This window comes from Spongiibacter sp. IMCC21906 (assembly GCF_001010805.1).
In the GTDB taxonomy this organism is placed as follows: Bacteria; Pseudomonadota; Gammaproteobacteria; order Pseudomonadales; family Spongiibacteraceae; genus Spongiibacter.
This window is the reverse complement of sequence record NZ_CP011477.1, coordinates 3,126,618-3,148,892: the sequence shown is the minus strand read 5'-3', so window position 1 is coordinate 3,148,892 and position 22,275 is coordinate 3,126,618. Positions and strand designations below refer to the sequence as shown.

Genomic DNA, 22,275 nt, shown 5'->3' with positions numbered 1-22,275 from the left:
GTGAGAACGTTGCTGACCCTTCATCGATGGGTTGGAGCTGTATTCGGGCTGGCTCTCTCCCTCTTCGGGCTTTCCGGCGCACTACTGGTTTGGAAAAACCAGTGGTTGCGCTGGACCCTGGCAGATGAAGCCGGGGTTCCCGCAACGGGAGTTGAGAGTCTCACCCGAATTGTGGAACGGGCGTTGCAGGAGAGCGACGGCGAAGCCAGGTATGTTGTGTTTTCCAGTCCTGAGCTTGCTGTCAATCTGGTTTCCACCGGACGGCAGACCGGCTTTTACAGTGATAACCTGGGCAATGTCATAACCCACTGGGCATCCCGACTGGAGCGACTGGAGTTGTGGCTGTTTGATTTACACCACGATCTTTTGCTGGGGCCCAACGGAACAACCCTGGGTGGGTTGCTGGCCTTACTGGGCCTGTTTTTTACCTTGAGTGGACTTTTCCTTTGGTGGCGAACGCGGCGGCACTTTTCGTGGAGGCTGTGGCCAACGTCGTTTTCCCGGCGGGATCTCACCAAACACCATCGCAACCTTGGCGCGCTGTTTGCTCCGTTACTGATAGTGGTAATGCTTACTGGCATGATGATGGCCTGGCGCCCGGTGGCGCTGTGGCTGTTATCGCCGTTTTCTTCCGTTGACGAGATGCAGGCCGCCGTCGCGCCTCCAGCTGTTTCCGGGAGTGATTTCGCAGACATTGACTGGGCAAACATTATCACCCGGGCACAACAAGCGTTTCCAGACGCGAGCCTGCGCCTGATTTCGATACCGCAGGCTACCGGTGATCTCGTAGGGCTGAGAATGAAGCAGCCGGAAGAGTGGCTGCCCAATGGACGGACGCTACTCTGGTTTGATCCGCAGACCGGCGATCTCGTCGAGTCGAAGGACGCGCTTACAATGCCCCTGGGGGTCCGGGTGAATAATCTCGTCTACCCGGTCCACGCCGCCAAGGTCGGCGGCATTGTCTATCAGTTAGCAATGACCCTGGTCGGACTGGTTGTCACGATGCTGGGGAGCCTTGTGGTTGTCAGGTTCTGGATGGACCGCCATGGGATCAGCGTTCCTCCCAGAATTTGAGTGAACTGCTACGGGCATAGAGTCTGATGAGCTGAATCGCCCAGGCGCAAATATACTTGCTCCGTTTACTGGGTGGCTAGCGCATTTTTACTGTCTTTGGACTTGGCACATGCCATTCCAGTAGTTTTGGTAATCGATTGCCCGGCATCTCCATCATTGAGCAACTGTTTCAAACCCCTCGTGGAGGGATGCGATCAGCGGGCAGGTGACACTGTCCTTCTGGGTACAGCACTCCTCGACGAGTTGGTCGAGCACGCCTTCAATTTGCTGAAGACTGCGGATCTTGTCTCGCACGTTGCCCAGCTTGCGCTCGCCCAGTGCTTTGGCCTCGTCGCAATGGGTGCCGTCTTCGAGTTTCAGCAGTTCTCCGATCTCCTCCAAGCTGAATCCCAGCCATCGCGCCCTGCGGATGAATCGAAGCCGTGCCAGCGCGTCCTCGTCGTAGCGGCGGATTCCACCTAAGGGCTTATCAGGCTCTGTCATCAGCCCCAGCCGTTGGTAGTAACGAATGGTTTCGACGTTTATCTCTGCGGCCTTGGCCAGACTGCCGATGGTCATGGAGGTGGATTTAGAACCGGACACGATGCTTGACTCCGTAGTCAACTACGGAGGTAAGCTTGCCACAGTGGTGAATAAAACAACAGGAGATTTGCCCATGCCTGAATCCAAACCGGGACGCGGTTCGTTGCTTGCCGGGGGTGTTGCAGCCTTGCTGGCCTCTGCCTGTTGCCTGGGACCGTTGGTGTTGGTGGTGCTGGGGTTTTCCGGCGCCTGGATCGGTAATTTAACCGCATTGGAACCCTACCGTCCCTGGTTTCTGGCGGCCGCCTTGGTGGCCATGGTGTTTGCCTGGCGCCAGCTATACCGGCCCGCCAGGGCTTGTGAACCCGGCGATGTGTGCGCTGCACCCAGGGTGCATGGCGCTTACAAAGCCGCCTTCTGGTTCGTAGCGTTGCTGATCGCCATCGCCGCGGTGTTCCCCTATGTCCTACCCCTGTTTTATTGAGAGACCAGAAATGAAAAAGTTCTTGCTTGTAAGTTCACTGTTTGCCCTGTTCAGTCTGCCCCTCTGGGGCGCGGAGCAGACCGTCACGCTGGATGTGCCCGGTATGACCTGCGCCGCCTGTCCGATCACCGTCAAGACTGCGCTCAAGCGGATTGATGGTGTCAGGGATGTCAATGTCAGCTTCGCGCGGCGCGAAGCCAGGGTCACCTTCGAGGACACGCAAACCTCCGTTACAGAGTTGACGGAGGCCACGGCCAATGCCGGTTATCCCTCTATCCTCAAACAAAGCTCGGCAGATCAGAAGTAATGAGATTGTAGGGTAATTTTCGGAGAGGAAACTGTCATGAGTGAAGCGCAAGCGATTCACATTGCTGTCATCGGTACCGGTGGTGCCGCCATGGCCGCCGCGCTGAAGGCGGCGGAGCGCGGCGCCCGGATAACCGTGATCGAGCGAGCCACCCTTGGTGGCACCTGCGTGAATACCGGATGCGTACCGTCGAAGACCATGATCCGAGCGGCGCATATCGCTCACCTTCGACGAAATAGCCCCTTTGACGATGGACTCGGCGCCGGGGCACCGCTCGTAGATCGTGCCAGACTGCTGGAGCAACAACAGGGATTGGTAGAAGCGCTGCGCGAGGCTAAATATGCCCGTATTCTACGTGACAACCCGGCCATTACCCTGATCCAGGGAACAGCGCAATTCGTGGCGGCCAATGCGCTCGCCGTCACCACCCCGGAGGGCGAAGTGCGGCGGATCGAATTTGATCGGGCCTTTATTGGGGTGGGTGCGCGACCGGCGATCCCACCCATTCCAGGGTTGGCCGATACGCCGTATCTGACTTCCACCTCCGCCTTGTCGCTTCCCGTCATTCCGAAGCATCTGTTGGTGATCGGGGGATCAGCGGTGGCATTGGAGCTTGCCCAGGCCTTTGCGCGGCTGGGCAGTGAGGTAACCATCCTGGTGCGCAGCCGACTGCTTTCCCGTGACGATCCGGCTGTTGGCGATGCCATTCGGAAGGCGTTTGAGCGGGAAGGCATTCGGGTATTGCTGCGGACTCAGACCAGCCGGGTCGATTACTCCGATGGCGAGTTCATACTGGACACCAACGCGGGTGAACTGCGAGCAGAGCAGTTGTTGATCGCCACCGGGCGCACACCCAATACCGAACAGCTGAACCTAGAACAGATCGGCGTAAAGACAGTGCGTGGCGCGATTCAGGTGGATGAGCGAATGCAAACCAACGTGCCGGATATCTATGCGGCGGGCGATTGCACCGACCAACCGCAGTTCGTCTATGTGGCCGCCGCCGGAGGCAGCCGGGCCGGGGTCAACATGACCGGTGGCGAGGCCATGCTCGATCTCAGTGCCATGCCTGCGGTGATTTTTACCGATCCGCAGGTGGCGACTGTTGGCCTGACGGAAGAGCGGGCGACCACGCAGGGGTTGCAGGTCGATACTCGCGTGCTCAGTTTGGACAGCGTGCCGCGCGCCTTGGTGAATTTCGACACCCATGGCTTTATCAAAATGGTGGCCGAACAGGATTCAGGCCGCTTGCTGGGAGTGCAGGCAGTTGCCGCCGAGGCTGGAGAACTGATCCAGACGGCAGTAATGGCGATGCGGGCCAATATGACCGTGCAGGAATTGGCTGAAGAGCTGTTTCCCTACCTGACCACGGTGGAAGGGCTCAAGCTCTGCGCCCAGACTTTTACCACGGATGTGACTCAATTGTCCTGTTGCGCCGGGTAAGGCTGCGTTCCCGGCTCAGTCGGCATTCCTGATCAGGCGCGGCAGCCAACGCAGATACGCCACCATGCCAAACAACTCGACCAGGGATTGGAAGACGATGACAACGATGGCGGCACGCCAGGGCTCCGGCAGTGACAGCGCCAGCGGCAGCATGACGAAGGAGTTGCGGGTACCGAGGCTGAAGGTGAGGGTGCGGCCGATAGTGGGCGTGAACCCGAATAGCTCACTGAGCCCCTTGCCGATGGTAGCGGCGGCAACCAGATAAAGTACAAAAACCACAAGCGCCGACCACAGCAGGGCGCCATTGTCGATCACCAGGCTGACCTGGGAGCCGGCAATTAGAAACACCACCAATGCCAGCAACGGCACGGGCAGCCACCCAAGCCAGTCCACCAGTGTTTGCGCGCGCGGGTGTTTTTCCGTCAACCGTTCGGTTAACCAGGCCAGGATCAGCGGGGTGACAATCAATCCGAAGAAGGCTGGCAGCAAGTGGCTGCCAACCGCCAGCTCAATGGCGATATTGCCCATGAAGAGCCAGATATAAATGGGTAGCAAAATGAGCTGGACCAGCAAAAGAATAGGTGCGGCCGCGATGGCCCGGGCCCCGTCCCCGCCGCCAAGATGGGTAAAACTGATAAACCAGTCCGTACAGGGCACCAGCAGTACCAGCAGCACGCCGAGACGAATAGCGGGATCATCCGGTAACAGCCACAACAGAAGACCAACGAGCACCGGTATCAGAATAAAATTGCCCGTCAGCAAAGCGGCCAGAAAGCGGCGATCACGAAATGCCGACCTGAGATGTATCAGTGGTACCTGAGTGAAAGTGGTATACAGAAGAACACCCAGGGCTGGCCAAAACAACATCTCCCAATGACGGGTCTGTTTTGGTGATACCCAGCCGATGGCCATGCCGGCCAGGATGGCAACCAGATAAATCCAGACCTGATATCGCTCCAGTTGTTCGCGCATTTAAAGCTGTTCCTGCTGTTTTTCGAGGGCACGATAGTATCATTGGTGCGCAATGAAAGCGCTTGAGATGGTCTGCGTAGTATCAGGATGTAATGAGCTTTGGAGATTGGGTATCTTTTCGCTGATTGGAAGTTGCGAGCGAAGTTAAGCGTTCCTTAATGCGGGTCGTTTTTCTGATCCGGTGGTTTTCGGCTCAGGTAGATGAATCATTCAGGAAGTAATGAGAAAAACCGCGTATTCTCAAATAATCGATAAGGCTGTTACTGTAATTGATGGGCAACCTTGGCGTCTGGTGATTTCGTAGTCCATACGCAACCGGACATTCTATACCTGGGCAACTTGAATAACAGGTTGCCCCGGTTCCGAGAATGGTAGACGTTGGATTAATCAACGAGTATTGAATAGTCGATGTCAAAGCAAACCCGACTCGGCAAACGAGAAGGGCACACCGTCACCAATGATAAAATGATCCAGCACCCGCACATCAATGTAAGCCAGGGCTTCCTTCAGTCGTGTGGTGATGGCTCTGTCGGCACTGCTGGGCTCGCAGACTCCCGACGGATGATTGTGGGCCAGGATCAACGCACCGGCGTTCAACAGAAGTGTGCGCTTGAGTACCTCGCGAGGATACACGGAAGCCCCGTCGAGGGTGCCGGTGAACAGGCATTCAAAGGCGATCACCCGATGTTGCGTGTCGAGGAAGATGGCGGCAAAGACCTCGTGGGGCTTGCCGGCCAGTTTAAGGCGCAGGTACTCCCGCACCGCGTTGGGATTCTGCAGTGCGGTCTCCCGTTGGAACAGGCGTTGTTCCAGTAGGGCAATGGCTTGCTCAATGATGCGCTCTTCCCGCCGACGGGTGTCGGATAAACAATGGGGTGTTGCGTCAATGGGATCAGTGATTGCTAAGGATGTGGTCATGGGAACCTCCGGAAAAGTGATGGAGGGTTCCCTCCCAAAGGGCTGGGCCCTCCGGGACATGGGATCAATGGCATCCACTACCGCTTGAGCAGTAGTCGCTCGCTGGATCGGATGCGGTGCGAGCGGGGTTGATCAATGCGGTGTGTCCGCATCACAGCCTTGCAGATCGCGGCTGTTTGGCATGTCGCTGACCAGAGTCAGCCGGCATTCGGTGTCAGGTCATCCAGGGGCAATGGGGCGATGCCCCGAGCCTCGTCAATTTTTTTCGCCACCCGCAGGGCGGCGTCCAGTTCACTGATGCCGTGTGCCTGCATCAGTTGGTAGCGTTCGGCCTTCTCCTCCGGTTCGGTCATCGCCATGGCCATGGCCAGGTACAGGCTGGGTGGCACCGCCCGAAACAGGAGCTCCATGGATTTGGACAGGATCACGCCTTCCGAAAACTTGCCAGCTTCCTTGCGGGCGGACAGCATCAGCGCTTTCTGGGAGGGGGTGAGTTCGCGGAAGCGGGCGATTTTCTCGACCTCGTCCGGGGGCATCGACAGGCAGATCCACCACTCGATCATGTTGAGCATGGTTTCGGCTTCTTTCGGCAGGTCGTCCAGATTTTGGGTCGCCAGCCAGAACCAGGCGCCCAGCTTCCGCCACATCTTGGTGATCTTTACCACATAGGGTGCGAGGAGCGGGTTCTTGGTAATGATATGGCCTTCGTCGGTCACGTTGATGATGGGACGCCCCAGAAACTGATCCCGCTCGGCGATGTTGTTGACGGTATTGATTAGTGAGATATAGGCGATGGAGAGCTGGGCGTTGTAGCCTTCGCGGGCGAAGGTGGCCAGATCCACAATGGTGATGTCCGCCTCGGGCCAGGGGGTGCCGGGGCGGTTGAACATCTGGCCATCGATGCCCTGGCAAAACAGTTCCAGCGCGTCGGCCATTTCCAGTAAGCGAGCCTGCCGGATTTCGGGTAATGCGGTGCCCCGGCTGCGTTCCCGCAGGGCATCGCGTACATCCTCCGTCAGCACGGGTCGCCCATCAGTGGCGCAACGGTGGGCGGCATCCAGAATGCACTGGCGGATCAGGCTGCGGTCGGCGCGGGTCATTCGCGCCTCCTCCTTGTCCTCGCCCCCGGTAATCATCAGCCGGGCGGTGATTTCCAATTCGCCCAGTACATCCCGCTGTTCATCACCCTGGTCGTTATCGGTGTTCCGGTTGTCGTCAATGGCATCCGCGTCCAGGGTCCAGACCTGGCTGGGCGTGTCGACCAGGCGCTTGGCATCTACAAAGGGCGCCAGACTCACGCCGGCGCCGGGCGCGAGTTTGACCCGGTGGACGGAAAGTCCCAGGCGTTGGGCGAAGTCGCCAAACAGTCCGAAGGAATTGCCGGCCTCGACGATAAACAGCCGTGGCCGGTAAATGGCGGTCACCTGGTTCAGGATATTGTTCAGCGTCGCACTTTTACCCGAACCGGTGGGGCCGAAAAGAAACAGGTGGGCGTTCATCTGTCGATCCAGCCGGTTCAGTGGGTCGAAGGTGACGGTTTCGCCGCCGCGATTGAAGAAAGTGATGCCGGGGTGGCCGGTACCCTGGCCGCGGCCCCAGAGCGGCACCAGATTGGCGGCGTGCTGGGCAAACATCAGTTGGGTATACCACTGGCGTTTGTCCTGGGCGGGGTTGAACACCGCGGGCAGCCAGCGCAGATAACTGTTGAGGGGGGCGACCTCGTCCTCCTCCCGCACCGGCTGCAGTCCCGCATTGAGCATGACGTTGTTGAGCTGCACTCCACGGGCCTCGAGTTCGGCTTGGTCCCGTCCGCGGAGATAGAAAGCCATCGCCCCCTGGTAGAGTTTGTGGGCCCGGCCAATAATGGTCCGCGCCTGCTGCACATCCTGCCGGGTATGCTCCGAAGACAGGGTATCGCCCACGGCCTTGCGGCCCAGATGATTGAGGCGGGATTCCAGGCTGTCTTGCGGTGTGGCCACCAGGGTCAGGCAGAGGATGGTGTCCTCCGGCATCTGGTCGAACAGCGCATTGATCGCATCGCCGCCTTTGCGGGTCTCCCCGGTTAGATGACCCGTTGCGGGGGGCATACGCAAGCGATCCAGGGTAACGACCCGGTGGGGCATCCTGTTGAACCACCACAAACCGTTGTCGATATCCGATCGGGGTTGTTCGAAGAACAGTCGTTGTGCGAAATCCCGACCACTGGCCAATTCGATCTCATCGCTCTCTCCCTCTTCGGGATAGCCCGCGAGCTGGTAAAAACGCTCGCGGTCGGCGAGGGAGTCCCCCAAAAAATCCGGTTGCGGGTTGAACCAGCGCAGTAGCCAATCGTGGATGTCGGCGGCGGACTGGCGGTGCGCACGAACCCCGGCATTGTGCAGGCCTCCCTCCAGCCGGTTGCAGGTGATCGTCAGGGCCTGTTCCGGTGACAGTGTCCGCCGGGCGGCGCCGGCGCGCCGGTAGACCACCAGCCGAACCCGACGGGTCTGGCCGCGCCAGGGCAACCGGGTCACGGTCTCATCGGTAAACAGTCCGCCGGGCTTGGCGATGGCTTCCAAGTGGTGGGTGAAAAAACGGAGATAGAAATCGCTGAACGCGGTGCCCTGCGCGCGGGGGTGGAAATAACGCCGCAGTGACGTCAGGTAGCGATCCCAGTGGGTTTCGTCCTGGGCGTACAGTTGCACCACCCAGGGGTTGTCGTCGAGTTCGTCGAAACTGTCTTGCAGGGCATTTTCCAAGGCGTCACGGGCCTGCCACAACCAGGCGTTATCCCGTCCTTCGGTACCGATGGGGGTGAGTTCGTAGAATGCCGCCACGGACCGTCCGTCCTCCAGCAGCATACAGCGGGCATCGGGCAGGTATTCCGCCCAGGGCAGGAGATCGGCAAAGGAGGGGTTGACGTGGTACAGGGTGGCTTCGTCGGCTCGGGTGGCTGTGCGATCTGTTGCCGCCTCGCCGGTACCGGGTTCGGGTATTCCCGCAGCGGCCAGGCGGCCCACATGACGCTGCCAGGCATCGCTCCCGGAATGGCCAGCTTCGGCGGGTGCCGCCCTCTGTTGCCAGGGTAACCGCCAGTCCATCAGTAATCCTCTACCCGTTCTCCCGGTAGGGCGTACTGCACCTGCCGGTAAAACGGGAAGACCGTGCTGTAGCCGGGCACAGGTACCGGCTCCGAACCGGCCAGGTGGGGAAAGACATACATCACCAGGTCGGGATTGGGGAGGCGGTGAAACTGGCTTTTGATCTCGTTCTCCGCGGTGCGGGTATAGAGCGCATGCACCGATGGATTTTCCAGTTCTGTGCCCCTCAACGGCCGGCGCAACACCAGCCGGGCTTCCAGCAGTTGCTGCGTTAATTGGCTTTGGCCAGGGCTGCCACCGGTTCCCCGCTGCCAGATGTCCAACATGGATTCGCCGTTGTGCGGCAGCAGCGCTTCCTTGTGGGTGGCACAGCCGGCCAGGAGCGCGGTGGCGACCAGGCAGATGGCAGTGTTAGTCCAGCGGTGACACATGGTCGGCACCTCCCAGGCGATGGTTGACACGGCGACCGTTGGGGTCGAAGTCGATCTCAAGGGGTTTTTCAATATGCACAGCGACATCGGCACCGGGCGGGACATAGACCGCGGCAAAAGCTTCGCCATACAGCTTGTTGACCCAGGCGGACATATCCTGCACCCCGCCGGCAAGAATACGGCCCATGGCTTCATCCCCCGAGATGCCGACCGTGCCCAGCGTCCCGTTGCTGTTGCTGACGTAGGCGACATTGCCGCTGTCCGAGTCGATAAACGAGGCGGCCCCAGCGCCCGCAGCGGTGATCAACGCGCGGGAGCTCAGGTATTGCTGGGCATTACTGCGCCGGTCACCACTGACGCAAGGAATCCCGTAGGGATCGCTGATCCAGCCCAGGGTATTGCGATTGCCTGCCGTGCGGTTCTCATCCGTCGTGATCTCCGGGACGGTACGGATGGAGCCGTCCTGGAAGACAAAGGTAATGGACTGAATCTGGCCGCGCACGCAGGAGAGAGTCCAGTCCCCCGAGGCAGTACCACTGACCACTGCGCCGGTCACCTCCGGCAGATCAATACCGTTGGCGGTCAGGTTGTCCGGGCCGATCAGGACTTTGAAAGGGTAGGGGTCGTTGACCGTACCGTCGATGGGAATGCGACCGATCAACGCGGTCATCGAAATCGATCCCATCAAGGTGGCGTTGGCGGGTACGGTATAGACAGGTTCGGCAACATTGATAACCGGCGTTTTTGATTCCGTATCGGTTGGCCCAGACGCTGTCCTTGAAGCCGATGGTGCCGAGGCGAAGGGGCTGGTGATGCCCAGGCGGTTGCCTCCGGTGGTTTCTTCCGCGCTCTCCGAGGGTGGTTTATCGTCCGGTTCAATCCAGCGAATACCGCCCACTGCCGGTATATCGCCACCCTCCAGCCCCAACCCGACCGGCAGCTCCGCACCGCCCAAATCGTCGAGCCGACGCTCAAGGTCGTTGAGCAGGCTTCGGGTTTGCCGAGTGTCGGAGGCAACTTCATTGCGGGTTTGCTGAAAGCGGCTTCGCTCCTCCGCCAGCGCCCTCTGAACCCGTTGATCAATGGTGCTTTCCCGTTGGCGCAGGCGGCGGTTTTCCTCGGCCTGGCGCTCGTTGTCATTCAGCGCGGTTTGCAGCTCACCGCGCAGCTGTTTGACCTGAGCCACCAGTGTGGCGACGGTGTCCCGCGGGGTGTCCCCCTCGATGCCAAGGGCCTGCATTTCCTCGGGGGTCAGCTGGTTACCGGGCCGATCCGCGGTTGCTGGCGACGGCTGTTGGTCGGACGACAGCCGCAGGCCGACAAAGACCAGCAGGCACACCAGCGGGATCATCAACCATTTGAGCAGGCCATTACTCCGCATTGTCGGCTCCCTGTCCTCCGGGCAGGTTGGTGGCCGCATCCACCGGGCTGATCATCGGCAACAGGGCGTCCGCCAGGCCGTGTCCCCGGGTCACCAGGTACAGGACGGTGGTATCGGTGGGCTCGCCGCGGGGACCCAGCGTCGTATGCTGAAACGTCGCCGCCACGAAATCACCCTGCAATATACGGGGATCTAACGCCAGCCAGTGATCGGTGGTATTGGTCAGCAGGACCGTGGTGAGCCAGTAGTCATCCAATCGCCAGGCTGCCAGGGCTCTGGCGCGCAGGGGCAGGACGGGTGCCAGGTTGTCCAACTTCAGTGAGTTGCTGAGAGTGACCCGGGATAGTCCTGGCACGGGTTCCACCGTGCGCAGCGGGGCATACAGACTTTGTGCGGCATAACGGGTCAAGGCCACGGGGATCGGAGTATTGCGGCGTTTGTTCTGGATATCACCCGCATCGGCAGGGGAGGCGGAATCGCTGCCTTCGGCAGAGTCGGTCACGATGCGAACGGGCTCGAGTGGGGCCTCGTTGTCATCGGCCGGGGTGGCCGCCACATCCAGCAGAATCAGGTCGCCCGTGTTGGTATCCTGTAATTGCAGCCGGGTGGCTTCCAGGGTTTCATTCGCTCGCAGGTAGATCGCGCCGCCCGCACTTTGTACCCGCAGGCGTGACGCCAGTGAGGCGGGTACTCCCACCCGCACATCGCGGTTGACGAAAATCACCCGCTCTTCATCAACGTGCAGAGGAACAGTAAGGGGCAGGCGCTGCCAATGCAGGATTTCTACGGCGTGGCTGTTGCCAGCGAGTGACAGGATCAGCCAGAAGCAGCCTGACACCAGGCGATTCGAGCGGCTCATGGTGTGCCCCCCGGCAGAGAGTGCGTATCTGGATTGGCTTGGGAACCGGTGTCCGACGGCATAATCCGCTGGGGTGTTTCGCTATAGCAGTCCAGTACCAGGCCAAAGGGGTTTTGCTCCGGATCGACATCGCTGCGCAGCACTTTCAGGGGGAAGCGCACCAGGGCGCGCTTGACCTGTTCCGAGCCGTAGTACTCATCGATGGCGATATCCAGCGTGACGATCCAATCCCGGTTCGAGATGGCTTCGACGCGGGCGCCGGGGTTGTCGCCATAGCCACGACCGGGGATTTCGTAGAGGCCGCGTACCCGTTGCCGAAGTTCGCCAGCCTGACGGCGTTCCTCGTAGTCCTGTTGCAAGAACACTCGACAGTTGGGGGTTAGGTAGGCGGACAAGGTGTGTATATTTCGGAGGTAATCCTTCTCGCCGTTGCTGGGCCAACGATTGAGCTGCTGAAAGACATAAAAAGTGAAGGCATACACCGAGGCGGGCGGCACCTCCCACCATTTGCGCACGCTGCCCGAACGCAGGTCCGGGGGAATATGGATAGTCAGGTCGCGCGGCGCGCTCCACCAGCCAACACCCAGGCCCACGGCGAGGACGAACAGGGCGGCGAGCCCAAGGCGCAAGGTGTTGACATGGGCGCGGAGGTGGGTCACTTCGTTTTTGAACCGGCTCATGGCGTACTCCGTCTCGGGGTGCGGCGTGTGGCCCAGTAACCGGTGCGGGTTATCAGGTCTCTGGCTCCCAAGTGATCGCCCAGCAGTGGGTAGCGCAGGGCCAGATGCCACTGCAGTTGACGGTACAGCCAGGTTTCGGGCCGGCCCCGTTTCAGTCGTCGCAACACACCGCCACAGGAAAAGATTCCAATGGCGCTGGTACCGACTATCAAACTGGGAACCACGGCGATACTGCCGAGCAGCCAGGCCAGCGGCAGGCCCAATGTCAGGCCGATGGCTGCCGAGCCACCCGCGCAAAGCCAAAGCTCATCGGCGGTCAGGCCGCGAACCACCACCGGCTGGCGATTCAGGCGATGAGGCAGAAAAAGGATGGTGCCATCCTCCTTGTTGGCCAGGTCGGGGGACATCGTTCTGCTCTACAGAATGCCGGTGGCTTCGGTGAGCAGCCAGATACCCACAACCAGCAGAATCGCTCCCACCGCCACGGTCAATCCGAACTGTCCCCAAGTGGCACGGCCGGTATGAATTTCCGCATAGCGGGTGTAGGCGTGGTAGCAAACCCCGACAAACATGGAGGCCACCACCAGCAGGGCGATCAGCATCACGATGTCGTAGCCGTAATTCTGAAGGGTTTCCATGATGCCACTGCCGGCACCACGGGACGGATCTTCCATGGTAGGCAACTGCGCGAATACCGGCAGCGGTAGCATGGCGGCCAGCAGACTGCCGACCGAGAGGGAAAGGAAAGAGAAAGCTCGTTGTGTCATGGCAACACCTTTCAAACGGTCAGGAAAGTAAAAGGAACGTCAGCACCACATACATGGCGACAAACCGTATCGCCACGGCGAGGAACTGACGTTGGTTGATGCTGTGTTCGGCCCAGCCCACATACGCGGTGCGCAGTGCCCAGGCTCCCCACAGCAGCAAAACGGCAAAGACCGCGCTGATAAGCACGGTGGCCATGGTGTCGGGTGAGTAACCGGCATTGGCCTGAAAGGCCGCGACTTGGTCGGCGGACAGGCTCATGGCATCGGCACCGATTCGCGTTGGTAATCGCCGATCAAACGTGCTGGTTCCCGGGGTTGTGCCCGTTCTGGTACCAGATACGCGTCAATACCCCGACGAATGCTGTCGATATCCTCAAGTAGTCGGGGGTAATCAAAGTAGTAGCGCGCCGCATCAGGTCGCACGGACTCGCTACGCCGGGCTACCAGACGTTCAACAGTATTTAGCTGGCGTAGTATGGCCGCCAGGCGGGCGCGTTCATCAGTGCTGGCTGGCGTTTGTTCATTGGCCACGGCATGGCTTGAGGCAATGCCAATCGCCAGCACAACGCAATAAGTCGAGAATACTGTCTTGGAACACGAGGTCATCACACTTGTCCGCTATCAGTCGGTACGGGTGGGATGCTGCGTTATTCCCCAGGGGCGCGCCGTAAACAAAGAGGATTGGTTGTTAACCGTATTGGCGATATGAGAGTCAGCGAGATCCTGCAGTTTTCTTGAATTTTTATCGGCCTCGTTCGTTACCTGTAATGGAAACAATGTTTATTCAGGTCCGGCGCTTGCCGGTCCCTGGGTATGGGTAGGGTTTATTCCAGGATGGTTTCACCAAAACGAGAGCTGAGAAAAGTCGGACTGACGGTCACCATGTCCCGCATCAAAGTATTGGACATTTTGGCTTCCGCGCAAACCGAGAGCCGTCACCTCCGGGCCGAAGAAATTTACAAATGCCTGATGTCGACCGGTAACAGCATGTCAGTGGGGACGATTTATCGTGTACTCGCGCAATTGGAAATGGCCGGACTGGTCGTTCGACACAACTTCGATACGGGTCAGGCGCGGTACGAGTTGACGGGCGATGACCGTCACGACCATATGGTCTGTATGGACAGTGGCGAGATCATCGAATTCAGGGATCAAAAAATCATTGAACAACAGGAACGCATCGCCAAGGAACAAGGCTATGAATTAGTGGACTATCGCTTGGTACTCTTTGTTCGTAAAGACATCCGAACGGAGAAGTCGATCGGTGGAGCATGATCCGTAGTCTGGACGTGACTACTCAGCTTCCTGTAGCGGCGGACCGGTGAACTCCGCTTCGATCATCACGTTGATGTCATCGCCGACGCCCATCGTCGTGCCAGGTTCCGGGAGACCGTATGTCATCCCGAAATCGGATCGTTTGAACGTGCCGCTTGCCGAAAATCCGATACGGGCGTTCGGGTCCATGGGATGCCCTTTGTAGCCTCCGTTGAAAACCGCTTCAAGAACGACAGGTTTCCTGATGCCTAATATCTCCAGATCACCGTGGACGTTGACGGTTTTCTCGTTGGTTAACTCTACCCGGCGGGATGTGAAAGTGATCTCGGGAAACACCTTGGCATTCAGCCAATGCTCATCATTCACGATAGTATCGGTAAATCCTTCCGGTGGGCTCGGAAGGTCAAGGGAAAGAGGGTTGATCGTCGCTCTTAGGGATGACTTCTCCAATTGTGCCGAATCAAGCTCAAGTGTGGCGTCAAATGAATCGAAAGTCATGGTGTAGTCGGTGAAGCCGAGATGACTGACACTGAACACCAGGCTCGCATGACTCTTATCCAGCGTGTAAGTGCCTGAAGGAAGATCGGTTGTGTTTTCTGCCTGTACCGGAAAGGTGATACACAGCACTATAATAGCGATAAGACTGTACATTCTCATGGGGTGAACCTATGCGCTTATGAGTTTTTCGATATCCAGTTTTTTCATTTGCAGCATCACTTGCGTGACCCGCGCTATTTTCTCCCGGTCACTGCCACCCAAAAGGTCGCCCATAATGGTGGGAGAGATTTGCCATGATAAACCGTATTGGTCTTTTACCCATCCGCATTGTTCGGCTTCGGGCATGGCGGAGAGCTTTTCCCAGAAATAATCAATCTCTTCCTGCGTATCACAATTGATCATGAGGGATATTGCCTCATTGAAGGAAAACCCGTGTTCATGTGCGGAGTCCATGGCTGCCATCCAGGTGCCGCCAATCATAAAGTCGGCAAACATCACTGTTCCTTCCCTGTCGGGTTCCATGCCTGCGGGGTAGCGGGCCATTAAACCCTGTTTCGAATCCTTGAAAACGGACGTGTAATGCTTGATGGCGTCTTCGGCCTTGCCGCAGTTCTCGCCGACGAACATGAGGCACGGCACAATGGGCGGTCTGGAGTTTCCATCAGGGTCGGTCAGAATTAACTGCCACGATATTCCGTACCGGTCCTGAATCCAGCCATAGCGCTCACTAAACGGATATTGATCAAGCGGCATAAGTGTTGTGCCGTTTATGGCAAGTTTCTCCCAGACGTTATCAATCTTTTTTGCCGCGTCCGGAACGCGGGACGGATCAAAGTTGATGAAAAATGAAATCGACGGGTTAGGCGTAAACAACGGACCTGCGCTGATTGCCATGAAAGGACAGCCCAGCAGATTGAATGACACAACCTCACAGTCGCCAGAGGGGGTATCGTGCAGGGTTGTTACATCGGTAACTTCTGAATCTTCAAATATCTCTGTATAGAATTCAGCGGCTTCTTTGGCTTCCTTGTCAAACCATAGATGGGGAATGATTTTTTGCATGGTTTTCTCCTTGTCAAATCATCATAGTGGTTCTGAGTTGGCTGTAAAACGATATTCACGAACACGCCGGAAGACTACCTTTACGGAGTGTTGATTGTCACCGAGTGCTGTAACACCTGATAGTCGAACAGGCCGCCCGGTATTCGACATGGCCATGAAGATATTCTTGATGGGTTATCTCTTTCACAGTAAGCCGAGCACAATGCCAGCGAAGGTTGAGAGCTCAGGGTGATTTCTTCGGAAGCGAAAACATTTAATCCGCAGGAGAGCTGCTTTGGTAGTTGCCACTGGGAGAGCACACCGGGGAAGGTGGCGATTTTGTATTGAGGCTGAGGCATTCTCAACATTAGGGCTAGCCTGGGTAAACAAGATGACAACAGGCAGTAAGTGACGATGGAACATAATGCATCTCATTGGATGTTTTATTTTGAATAATGGTTCTGGTTGGACCGATAGTTGATTTTGACCTAAAGTTCTATATAATCGTTCCTATCAGAAGTGTAAAAACAGATTTGCTATCTGTTGGGAGTTTTAAATGGAATCTCCGATTCCCCTGCCTGTCGAGCGAGCTATCCGCAAGCTGGGTAGCGATATATCCCTGGCACGCAGGCGGCGCCATATCACCCAGGCCTCGCTGGCCGAGCGTATGGGTGCATCGATCTCCACGGTTCAGCGTATGGAGAAGGGTGATGCCCGCATACCGATCCACTTCTTTGCCCGCGCCCTGCATGTATTTGGAGAAATACAGGCTCTGGAACAGCTGCTGGACACCGCGAGCGACGAGATTGGCCTGACCCTGATGGATGAGAACCTGCCCAAGCGCGTGCGCAGTAAGCGCGGCACGCCCAAAGCACTATGAGAATGAATGCGTCATGAAAAATCCTAAAAACAAAGGGCGCATCGCATGAGAACTGCCACCACATCGATACGCAAGCAGGTTCAGTTATGCATCGGCAAGGCCGGAACACCGGTGGGCCAGCTCGTGTACGTAAAGCAGGGGCGACGTGAGAACAGCGCCATCGCCTATGATGAATCGTGGTTGTCCAACCCGGAACGGTTCAACGTTTCCGCCGACTTGCGCCTGGGGACGGGATATCAGCCACACAAAGCGGCCTCTCCTCACGATTCGGTCTTCCATGGTGCCATTGCGGATACGGCACCGGATGTCTGGGGGCGACGGGTCATCGCCCGCGATCATGCCAAGCGTCGGAAGGAGAACCCGCGTCTTCCCGCGCTCACTGAAATGGATTACCTACTGGCGGTCGATGACTTCAGCCGGGTAGGCGCCTTGCGCCTGCGTGACGGGGACGGGCGCTACCACCGGTCAGTGGAGGAGGGGCGACGCAGCACACCACCATTGATCGAACTCGGGAAAATTTTTCATGCCAGCCAGGCACTGGAGCGCGGCCAGGAAACCCTGGAGGATCTGCGTTACCTGCAGGGCAAAGGAACGTCGTTGGGCGGTCTGCGCCCCAAATGCACGGTGATTGACGAAGACGGCTGGCTCGCTATCGGCAAGTTTCCAAGTGTGGGTGACACCCGAAGCGTCACCCGAGGGGAAGTGTTGGCCCTGCAGCTGGCGCGGTGCGCCGGCATTGAGGCCGCCATCGCGCGTATCGTTCAATTGGAGGGCATACCGGTGGCGATGATCCGCCGTTTTGACCGTAGCGGCACTGATGGTCGGATTCCCTACCAGTCGGCGGCCTCTCTGTTGCAGGCCTCACGCGAGGAGGAGCGCAGCTACACCGAAATCGCCGACGCCATCCGCAGTTATGGCCACGCACCTACGCAAGACTTGCAGCAGCTCTGGCGCCGCCTGGTATTCAACCTGTTGATCACCAACGTGGACGACCACCTGCAGAATCATGGCTTCCTGCACGTAGAACGCGGACTCTGGCGCTTGTCGCCGGCCTTCGACATCAACCCCTTCCCGGACAAGGAGCGAGAATCCAAGACCTGGCTGTCGGAACAAGACGGGCCCATCACCGACCTGGAGATGCTGTTGGCTCGGAGTGCCTATTTTTCACTGGATAAAGACAAGGCTCTGGCCGTTTTGGCGGAAGTACGGGCGGTGGTAGCGAACTGGCGGGACATTGCTGTCGGCCCGGAAGTGGGCATGCGGCGGGAGGATTTGGAAGATTTTGCGTCGGCCTTTGAGCATGAACAGATGGATATAGCGGTTGCGTTGTTGAAACAGTAGCCCATAGCTGGATGGTGAGAGAGGCGTTAAAAAGGAATTGGTATTGATCTGCAACGAACCGAGTTTGGAGGAAGCATGGCGCTGTTTGACGCTTGGTGCACATTAAAGAAAGAAAAGGACAAGCGTAAGCGCCTGTGGAAGCTTACGGAGAGGGACGGTGGGCGCGATGAAATACACGGAGAACTTGTTCAAATTATTCGCTCTCATTATCAGCGGTTAGAGCGCATTGCCGAAGATATTGCCAGGCTTGGTTACTCGGATGCTGCCAACATTCTTGGGGCTGTATTGCCACAGAACCCGAAATCTCGATCTGGTGACATAGGCGAGATTCTGGCCACTGAACTTGTCGATGAGACAACTGGGTTCAACGTGCCTATTCGCAGGCTTCGCTATAAAGATGGTAGGGATATGGCACTACGCGGCGACGATTTCATCGGTATTGCCTACGACGACGAAGAACGACTATGGCTGCTGAAGGGGGAATCTAAGAGTCGAAAAAAGCTTGGGAAAACAACTATCACTGAAGCTCGTGAGGCGCTCAATCGAAACCATGGCCGTTGCACGCCAGACTCCCTGCTGTTTGTGGCCGACAGGCTACTTGATAGCGATGACGATGAAGAGCGGAAATTGGGTAGAACCATTCGTGATGAGGTTGGGAGAGCGACGCTAAGACCGAATCGGATCGACCATATGTTCTTTACTCTGTCCGGGAATGGTGTGCCGAGTGCCATGATGAAGGACCTGGAAGCTGCGAGTACCAATCGGAACCACTATGTCGCCAACCTTCACGTAGAAGATCACGGGGAGTTTATAAAAACGATCTACGACGAGGTGAAAGATCTTGGAAGCGATTGATGAACTTCGGGACTTTTTGACCTCAGCAACTGAAGATGCAGTTTGGGGACGGCTCTTGGACCGGGGGGCGGCGTGGGCTCTCATGCGTGTTGACGGCAAACTTCCGGACGATGCCCCGCCATTTGGTGACACCATAGATGTCGATTTGGCGGAACATGGATTCGCTCTTCTGCGAGCTGCGCTCAACCTGCGTGATGAGGTAGGCCCCACTCCGCTGACTACAAAAGGCTTTGAGCGAGCAGCGAACGCCTTCGAATCATTGGTCCGAAATGGGCCGTCGGATGCAGTAGAGCGCGGGTTCTATCGGGCGCTGGCTGCGGCTTCTTACCACTTGGCGAGCTTCTCGGCGGTCGCCTTCTCTCTATTCAACGAGCATGACAGAGATTTAAACAGTAGCCCTGCTGAAATCGCTATCGCGCTGCTGATCCTTCGAGATATGGACCGACTGCGTGAGTATGTCCGCAACTGGCTCAGGGATAACAAACACAGTGATGAGGAACTATCACAGGCGTTGGTGGCAGATGAAATTGAGCCTGACGAGGCTATTGCGACGGTGCTGAATACCACTATTTTCCGTGCATTGGCGTATTTCGACTTCGCGCTGCAAACCGGTGAGAGTGTTCTCCAAGAGCAAGCCAAAGCGTTGCTTGCGACGGCAGTCAGGCTAGCAGGTAATGCTAACAACGTTCCATTATGGTGGGTTTGTCGAATCAGCCAATCGCTGATAGATGATCTATGGGGGCATTCTCTACATGAGCGAATGCCGCGCGACGGGCCTGGGGGCGGTGATGAAAACTACCCGCGACTGCGGAGAATGTTCATTACTTCCTTGTACGCAAGAAAAACGTCCGAAGTGGAATTATGGCCGTCGCAACTTGAGGCAGCAGCTCGCGCCACCGATCTTGCTGACGACCTCGTTGTTTCTCTGCCTACGAGTGCTGGAAAGACCCGTGTTGCGGAGATCGCCGCACTCATGACGTTAGCAACAGAAAAGCGTGTTCTCATCGTCACACCATTGCGGGCACTCTCAGCGCAAACCGAGCGCTCGTTTCGAAAGACTTTCGCGCCGCTAGGCTTCACGGTTTCGTCGCTTTACGGCGCGAGTGGCATTTCGTCTGGGGATGAAGACGCGCTACGCAGCCACCACATCGTGATTGCCACACCCGAGAAACTTGATTTCGCTCTTCGCAACGATGTCGATCTGATCAACGATGTGGGGCTGATCGTGCTGGACGAAGGACACATGATCGGCCCGACCGAGAGGGAGATCCGCTACGAGACCTTGGTACAACGACTGCTACGACGTGGTGACGCCGCGGAAAGAAGGATTGTCTGTCTTTCCGCAATTCTGCCCGGTGGTGAAGAACTGGATGATCTCACCGCTTGGATTCGGGGCGACGAGCCTGGAGAAGCGGTTCGTTCGGATTGGCGACCCACACGTCAGCGGTTCGGGACATTGGCATGGACACGAGGTTCGGCCCGACTGAACTACGACCTCAACAATGATGGTCCGTTTCTGACGGGGTTTGTCTCCGCAATGGAGCCGCGAGGTCGGGATCGAAACCCATTTCCGAGAGATGTCGGGGACTTTGCAATTCAGGCTGCTTGGGAGTTTGCAGGTCAAGGCAAGCGCACTCTTATCTTCTCAACCCAGGCAAATTGGGTTGAAGGATACGGCAAGAAAATCGTCCGGTTTGTGGAAAAAGGTTATTTGCCGACGCTGCTTGACGATCAAGGTGCTATAGAGCGAGCACTTGAAGTCGGTCGCGAATGGCTTGGCTCGGATCATCCGGCGGTGGCGTCTCTACGGGTTGGTGTCGCGATTCATCATGGCCGTTTACCCAGCCCGTTTCTGCGCGAGCTTGAAAGCCTTCTCGCCGAAGGGACGCTGAAAGTCATTGTCGCGTCACCAACCCTATCCCAGGGACTTAATCTAAATGCTGCGGTACTACTGGTGCCATATCTGGTTCGCGCCGGTATGTTAGTTTCAGGCGAAGAATTCGCCAATGTCGCCGGGCGCGCAGGCCGGGCATTCGTGGATACAGAGGGTTTGATCGTCCATCTGATGTTCGACAAGCACCCGCAACGACTTCGCAACTGGCGGCGGCTTGTCGAATCAATCAAAGCACGATCGTTAAAAAGTGGGCTGATCCAGATTGTTGACGAGATCATGCAACGTCTTGCACGTGAAGGTGTATGGGCGCGCGCCGATGCCCTTGAATACCTGGCCAATTCACGCGATGGATGGAAATCCCAGGCAGAAGAGGTGGCTGCATTGGCTGCCGAAGGCACTGACGAAGACGATGAGGAGGACAAGATTGAGGAAGAACCACTGTCTCAACTGGTGGAAAGACTTGACGCGACCGTGTTCGGCCTGGTGGAAGCTCTTGATGCTGACAGCGATGACTTGCCCCGCTTGCTTGACGAAGCGCTGATGGGATCACTGTGGGCGCGCCAAATCCAAAGGGAGGAAGAAGGCACTGAGGTGGAACACAAAGCAATCATCCAGGCACGTGCGAAACTGATCTGGCAGCACACTAACGTGAGAGCGCGGAAAGGGCACTTCGCGATGGGAGTCGGCCTTGAGGCGGGCTTGCAAATAGACGCCATGGCAGAGGAACTCGAAGAATTGATTGATTGTGCCGACTTGGCGGCACTTGCAGGCGATGTGGCTCCGTTATCCGAAGCATTGGCGGAGCTCGCCCAGCGGTTGCTGGTCATACGACCATTCGTCCCGGACAAGAAGAACGCACTTCCTGCGAACTGGCGAGACCTGTTGGTGAAATGGGTCTCGGGTACCGATGTGGACGAGATAAGTACGGCAAACATGCGTATTGTCGAGGATGCTTTCATGTACCGTCTGGTATGGGCGTTGGAAGCTATTCGTACGCGTAGGCTCAGCCAAGGTTGGGAGCCGGAGGTCGTTGCAGGTGGCGGAGCGGCCGCTTTGGAGACGGGGGTTCCGCAACTCATGATGTCTATGCTCATTCGAGCCGGTCTCCCGTCTCGAATTGCCGCCATGGCTGCCATTGAGGAGACGCAACCTATTTTTTTGACACCTGCGGAAATGAGACAGTGGCTGGCCAGCGACGATATGGAGATATTGACCGCCCAGGGTGACTGGCCAACCGTCGAGACGGCGGCGTTGTGGCAACGTTTTCGGGTGAGCATGTTGACCGAGAGTGTTCAGGCCTGGGCGATTAATGAATGGAAGCGGGCGCTTGAGTTGCCCAACGAAGTGGCCGCACCACCGCCTGGCATCTATCGGATAGAGATCGACGAGGACGATCTGGCAACTTGGCTGGTCACGCCGGACTATCTAAGAATCGCTCGCTTTAAGAAGCCTATACAAGATGTCACTCCCAGCCTCTGGATGGGTAAGTTAGAGGCTGGTTGCACGGTGGTCGATGCAGTGAGAATCGGCCGAGGCAATGCCGTGTGGCCAAAGGCTACGGCTTAGGCTGATG

Annotated in this window: 23 protein-coding genes; 9 read left to right on the top strand and 14 right to left on the bottom strand. The window is 57.6% G+C overall.

What is annotated here, in order from left to right; translation table 11 throughout:
• Window positions 1–9: 9 nt before the first annotated feature.
• Entirely contained in the window at window positions 10–1,074 is a 1,065-nt protein-coding gene (locus IMCC21906_RS14555) for a PepSY domain-containing protein (RefSeq protein ID WP_197085908.1), read from the top strand.
• Between the two features lie 153 nt (window positions 1,075–1,227).
• Here IMCC21906_RS14555 and merR read toward each other — a convergent pair whose 3' ends face one another.
• Window positions 1,228–1,632 (bottom strand): Hg(II)-responsive transcriptional regulator, encoded by a 405-nt coding sequence (gene merR / locus IMCC21906_RS14550; RefSeq protein WP_047012781.1) that lies wholly within the window; start codon window positions 1,630–1,632, stop codon window positions 1,228–1,230.
• Between the two features lie 97 nt (window positions 1,633–1,729).
• On the opposite strand from merR, the gene merT reads away from it, so the two are divergent.
• From merT to merA, 3 genes are read left to right on the top strand one after another with little or no spacing between them, the layout of a single operon-like run.
• Complete coding sequence (merT, locus tag IMCC21906_RS14545) at window positions 1,730–2,080, top strand: mercuric ion transporter MerT (RefSeq protein ID WP_047013463.1); 351 nt, start codon at window positions 1,730–1,732, stop codon at window positions 2,078–2,080.
• Window positions 2,081–2,090: 10 nt separating this feature from the next.
• A complete protein-coding gene (gene merP, locus IMCC21906_RS17110) occupies window positions 2,091–2,387 on the top strand; it encodes a mercury resistance system periplasmic binding protein MerP (protein WP_047012780.1) in 297 nt (98 codons plus the stop codon).
• A gap of 15 nt (window positions 2,388–2,402) precedes the next feature.
• The gene (merA, locus tag IMCC21906_RS14535; protein WP_369795844.1) at window positions 2,403–3,830 is read left to right on the top strand and encodes a mercury(II) reductase; all 1,428 of its coding nucleotides are present in this window, start codon (window positions 2,403–2,405) and stop codon (window positions 3,828–3,830) included.
• A gap of 15 nt (window positions 3,831–3,845) precedes the next feature.
• Here merA and IMCC21906_RS14530 read toward each other — a convergent pair whose 3' ends face one another.
• From IMCC21906_RS14530 to IMCC21906_RS14480, 11 genes are all read right to left on the bottom strand, one after another.
• Window positions 3,846–4,802, bottom strand: coding sequence for an arsenic resistance protein (locus tag IMCC21906_RS14530; RefSeq protein ID WP_047012778.1), 957 nt, complete (start codon window positions 4,800–4,802; stop codon window positions 3,846–3,848).
• Window positions 4,803–5,213: 411 nt separating this feature from the next.
• Window positions 5,214–5,720, bottom strand: coding sequence for a DNA repair protein RadC (gene radC / locus IMCC21906_RS14525; protein WP_047012777.1), 507 nt, complete (start codon window positions 5,718–5,720; stop codon window positions 5,214–5,216).
• A gap of 197 nt (window positions 5,721–5,917) precedes the next feature.
• The gene (locus IMCC21906_RS14520) at window positions 5,918–8,800 is read right to left on the bottom strand and encodes a conjugative transfer ATPase (protein ID WP_047012776.1); all 2,883 of its coding nucleotides are present in this window, start codon (window positions 8,798–8,800) and stop codon (window positions 5,918–5,920) included.
• The gene (locus tag IMCC21906_RS14515) at window positions 8,800–9,231 is read right to left on the bottom strand and encodes a TIGR03751 family conjugal transfer lipoprotein (protein ID WP_047012775.1); all 432 of its coding nucleotides are present in this window, start codon (window positions 9,229–9,231) and stop codon (window positions 8,800–8,802) included. Before IMCC21906_RS14515 ends, IMCC21906_RS14520 begins: the two co-directional genes overlap by 1 nt.
• Window positions 9,212–10,612 carry a TIGR03752 family integrating conjugative element protein gene (locus IMCC21906_RS14510; protein WP_047012774.1) on the bottom strand — a complete coding sequence of 467 codons (1,401 nt, stop codon included), beginning with the start codon at window positions 10,610–10,612 and terminating at the stop codon, window positions 9,212–9,214. Before IMCC21906_RS14510 ends, IMCC21906_RS14515 begins: the two co-directional genes overlap by 20 nt.
• Entirely contained in the window at window positions 10,602–11,471 is an 870-nt protein-coding gene (locus IMCC21906_RS14505; RefSeq protein ID WP_052763555.1) for a TIGR03749 family integrating conjugative element protein, read from the bottom strand. Before IMCC21906_RS14505 ends, IMCC21906_RS14510 begins: the two co-directional genes overlap by 11 nt.
• A complete protein-coding gene (locus IMCC21906_RS14500; RefSeq protein ID WP_047012773.1) occupies window positions 11,468–12,151 on the bottom strand; it encodes a PFL_4703 family integrating conjugative element protein in 684 nt (227 codons plus the stop codon). The genes IMCC21906_RS14505 and IMCC21906_RS14500 overlap by 4 nt, the downstream gene beginning before the upstream one ends.
• A complete protein-coding gene (locus tag IMCC21906_RS14495) occupies window positions 12,148–12,558 on the bottom strand; it encodes a TIGR03750 family conjugal transfer protein (RefSeq protein WP_047012772.1) in 411 nt (136 codons plus the stop codon). The genes IMCC21906_RS14500 and IMCC21906_RS14495 overlap by 4 nt, the downstream gene beginning before the upstream one ends.
• 9 nt (window positions 12,559–12,567) lie before the next feature.
• Window positions 12,568–12,918 (bottom strand): TIGR03745 family integrating conjugative element membrane protein, encoded by a 351-nt coding sequence (locus IMCC21906_RS14490; RefSeq protein ID WP_047012771.1) that lies wholly within the window; start codon window positions 12,916–12,918, stop codon window positions 12,568–12,570.
• A gap of 19 nt (window positions 12,919–12,937) precedes the next feature.
• Window positions 12,938–13,177, bottom strand: coding sequence for a TIGR03758 family integrating conjugative element protein (locus IMCC21906_RS14485; protein ID WP_047012770.1), 240 nt, complete (start codon window positions 13,175–13,177; stop codon window positions 12,938–12,940).
• On the bottom strand, window positions 13,174–13,524 hold the full coding sequence (locus tag IMCC21906_RS14480) for an RAQPRD family integrative conjugative element protein (protein ID WP_047012769.1): 351 nt from the start codon (window positions 13,522–13,524) through the stop codon (window positions 13,174–13,176). The genes IMCC21906_RS14485 and IMCC21906_RS14480 overlap by 4 nt, the downstream gene beginning before the upstream one ends.
• Before the next feature lie 207 nt (window positions 13,525–13,731).
• Between IMCC21906_RS14480 and IMCC21906_RS14475 the strand changes: the two genes are divergently transcribed.
• Window positions 13,732–14,193 (top strand): transcriptional repressor, encoded by a 462-nt coding sequence (locus IMCC21906_RS14475; protein ID WP_369795795.1) that lies wholly within the window; start codon window positions 13,732–13,734, stop codon window positions 14,191–14,193.
• Between the two features lie 18 nt (window positions 14,194–14,211).
• Here the strand turns inward: IMCC21906_RS14475 and IMCC21906_RS14470 are convergent, their stop codons facing one another.
• Both IMCC21906_RS14470 and IMCC21906_RS14465 read right to left on the bottom strand, forming a co-directional pair.
• Window positions 14,212–14,850: a YceI family protein gene (locus IMCC21906_RS14470; protein ID WP_052763554.1), complete on the bottom strand. Its 639-nt coding sequence runs from the start codon at window positions 14,848–14,850 to the stop codon at window positions 14,212–14,214.
• A gap of 9 nt (window positions 14,851–14,859) precedes the next feature.
• Window positions 14,860–15,753, bottom strand: a complete 894-nt coding sequence (locus tag IMCC21906_RS14465; protein ID WP_047012768.1) for a VOC family protein — start codon at window positions 15,751–15,753, stop codon at window positions 14,860–14,862.
• Between the two features lie 535 nt (window positions 15,754–16,288).
• Between IMCC21906_RS14465 and IMCC21906_RS14460 the strand changes: the two genes are divergently transcribed.
• From IMCC21906_RS14460 to IMCC21906_RS14445, 4 genes are all read left to right on the top strand, one after another.
• A complete protein-coding gene (locus tag IMCC21906_RS14460) occupies window positions 16,289–16,612 on the top strand; it encodes a helix-turn-helix transcriptional regulator (RefSeq protein ID WP_047012767.1) in 324 nt (107 codons plus the stop codon).
• A gap of 45 nt (window positions 16,613–16,657) precedes the next feature.
• A complete protein-coding gene (locus IMCC21906_RS14455) occupies window positions 16,658–17,953 on the top strand; it encodes a type II toxin-antitoxin system HipA family toxin (protein ID WP_047012766.1) in 1,296 nt (431 codons plus the stop codon).
• 75 nt (window positions 17,954–18,028) lie between these two features.
• Entirely contained in the window at window positions 18,029–18,808 is a 780-nt protein-coding gene (locus IMCC21906_RS14450) for a Hachiman antiphage defense system protein HamA (RefSeq protein WP_047012765.1), read from the top strand.
• A complete protein-coding gene (locus IMCC21906_RS14445) occupies window positions 18,795–22,268 on the top strand; it encodes a DEAD/DEAH box helicase (RefSeq protein ID WP_047012764.1) in 3,474 nt (1,157 codons plus the stop codon). Before IMCC21906_RS14450 ends, IMCC21906_RS14445 begins: the two co-directional genes overlap by 14 nt.
• Window positions 22,269–22,275: the final 7 nt, after the last annotated feature.

What these genes read in the sequence shown, in the direction of transcription:
- merP (WP_047012780.1), top strand. Translation starts at nt 2,091, where the DNA reads ATGAAAAAGTTCTTGCTTGTAAGTTCACTGTTTGCCCTGTTCAGTCTG.
- IMCC21906_RS14515 (WP_047012775.1), bottom strand. Translation starts at nt 9,231, where the DNA reads ATGTGTCACCGCTGGACTAACACTGCCATCTGCCTGGTCGCCACCGCG.
- IMCC21906_RS14480 (WP_047012769.1), bottom strand. Translation starts at nt 13,524, where the DNA reads ATGACCTCGTGTTCCAAGACAGTATTCTCGACTTATTGCGTTGTGCTG.
- IMCC21906_RS14530 (WP_047012778.1), bottom strand. Translation starts at nt 4,802, where the DNA reads ATGCGCGAACAACTGGAGCGATATCAGGTCTGGATTTATCTGGTTGCC.
- IMCC21906_RS14465 (WP_047012768.1), bottom strand. Translation starts at nt 15,753, where the DNA reads ATGCAAAAAATCATTCCCCATCTATGGTTTGACAAGGAAGCCAAAGAA.
- IMCC21906_RS14500 (WP_047012773.1), bottom strand. Translation starts at nt 12,151, where the DNA reads ATGAGCCGGTTCAAAAACGAAGTGACCCACCTCCGCGCCCATGTCAAC.
- IMCC21906_RS14470 (WP_052763554.1), bottom strand. Translation starts at nt 14,850, where the DNA reads ATGAGAATGTACAGTCTTATCGCTATTATAGTGCTGTGTATCACCTTT.
- IMCC21906_RS14460 (WP_047012767.1), top strand. Translation starts at nt 16,289, where the DNA reads ATGGAATCTCCGATTCCCCTGCCTGTCGAGCGAGCTATCCGCAAGCTG.
- merT (WP_047013463.1), top strand. Translation starts at nt 1,730, where the DNA reads ATGCCTGAATCCAAACCGGGACGCGGTTCGTTGCTTGCCGGGGGTGTT.
- IMCC21906_RS14475 (WP_369795795.1), top strand. Translation starts at nt 13,732, where the DNA reads ATGGGTAGGGTTTATTCCAGGATGGTTTCACCAAAACGAGAGCTGAGA.
- IMCC21906_RS14490 (WP_047012771.1), bottom strand. Translation starts at nt 12,918, where the DNA reads ATGACACAACGAGCTTTCTCTTTCCTTTCCCTCTCGGTCGGCAGTCTG.
- IMCC21906_RS14505 (WP_052763555.1), bottom strand. Translation starts at nt 11,471, where the DNA reads ATGAGCCGCTCGAATCGCCTGGTGTCAGGCTGCTTCTGGCTGATCCTG.
- IMCC21906_RS14510 (WP_047012774.1), bottom strand. Translation starts at nt 10,612, where the DNA reads ATGCGGAGTAATGGCCTGCTCAAATGGTTGATGATCCCGCTGGTGTGC.
- merR (WP_047012781.1), bottom strand. Translation starts at nt 1,632, where the DNA reads ATGACCATCGGCAGTCTGGCCAAGGCCGCAGAGATAAACGTCGAAACC.
- IMCC21906_RS14455 (WP_047012766.1), top strand. Translation starts at nt 16,658, where the DNA reads ATGAGAACTGCCACCACATCGATACGCAAGCAGGTTCAGTTATGCATC.
- IMCC21906_RS14450 (WP_047012765.1), top strand. Translation starts at nt 18,029, where the DNA reads ATGGCGCTGTTTGACGCTTGGTGCACATTAAAGAAAGAAAAGGACAAG.
- IMCC21906_RS14520 (WP_047012776.1), bottom strand. Translation starts at nt 8,800, where the DNA reads ATGGACTGGCGGTTACCCTGGCAACAGAGGGCGGCACCCGCCGAAGCT.
- radC (WP_047012777.1), bottom strand. Translation starts at nt 5,720, where the DNA reads ATGACCACATCCTTAGCAATCACTGATCCCATTGACGCAACACCCCAT.
- IMCC21906_RS14495 (WP_047012772.1), bottom strand. Translation starts at nt 12,558, where the DNA reads ATGTCCCCCGACCTGGCCAACAAGGAGGATGGCACCATCCTTTTTCTG.
- IMCC21906_RS14485 (WP_047012770.1), bottom strand. Translation starts at nt 13,177, where the DNA reads ATGAGCCTGTCCGCCGACCAAGTCGCGGCCTTTCAGGCCAATGCCGGT.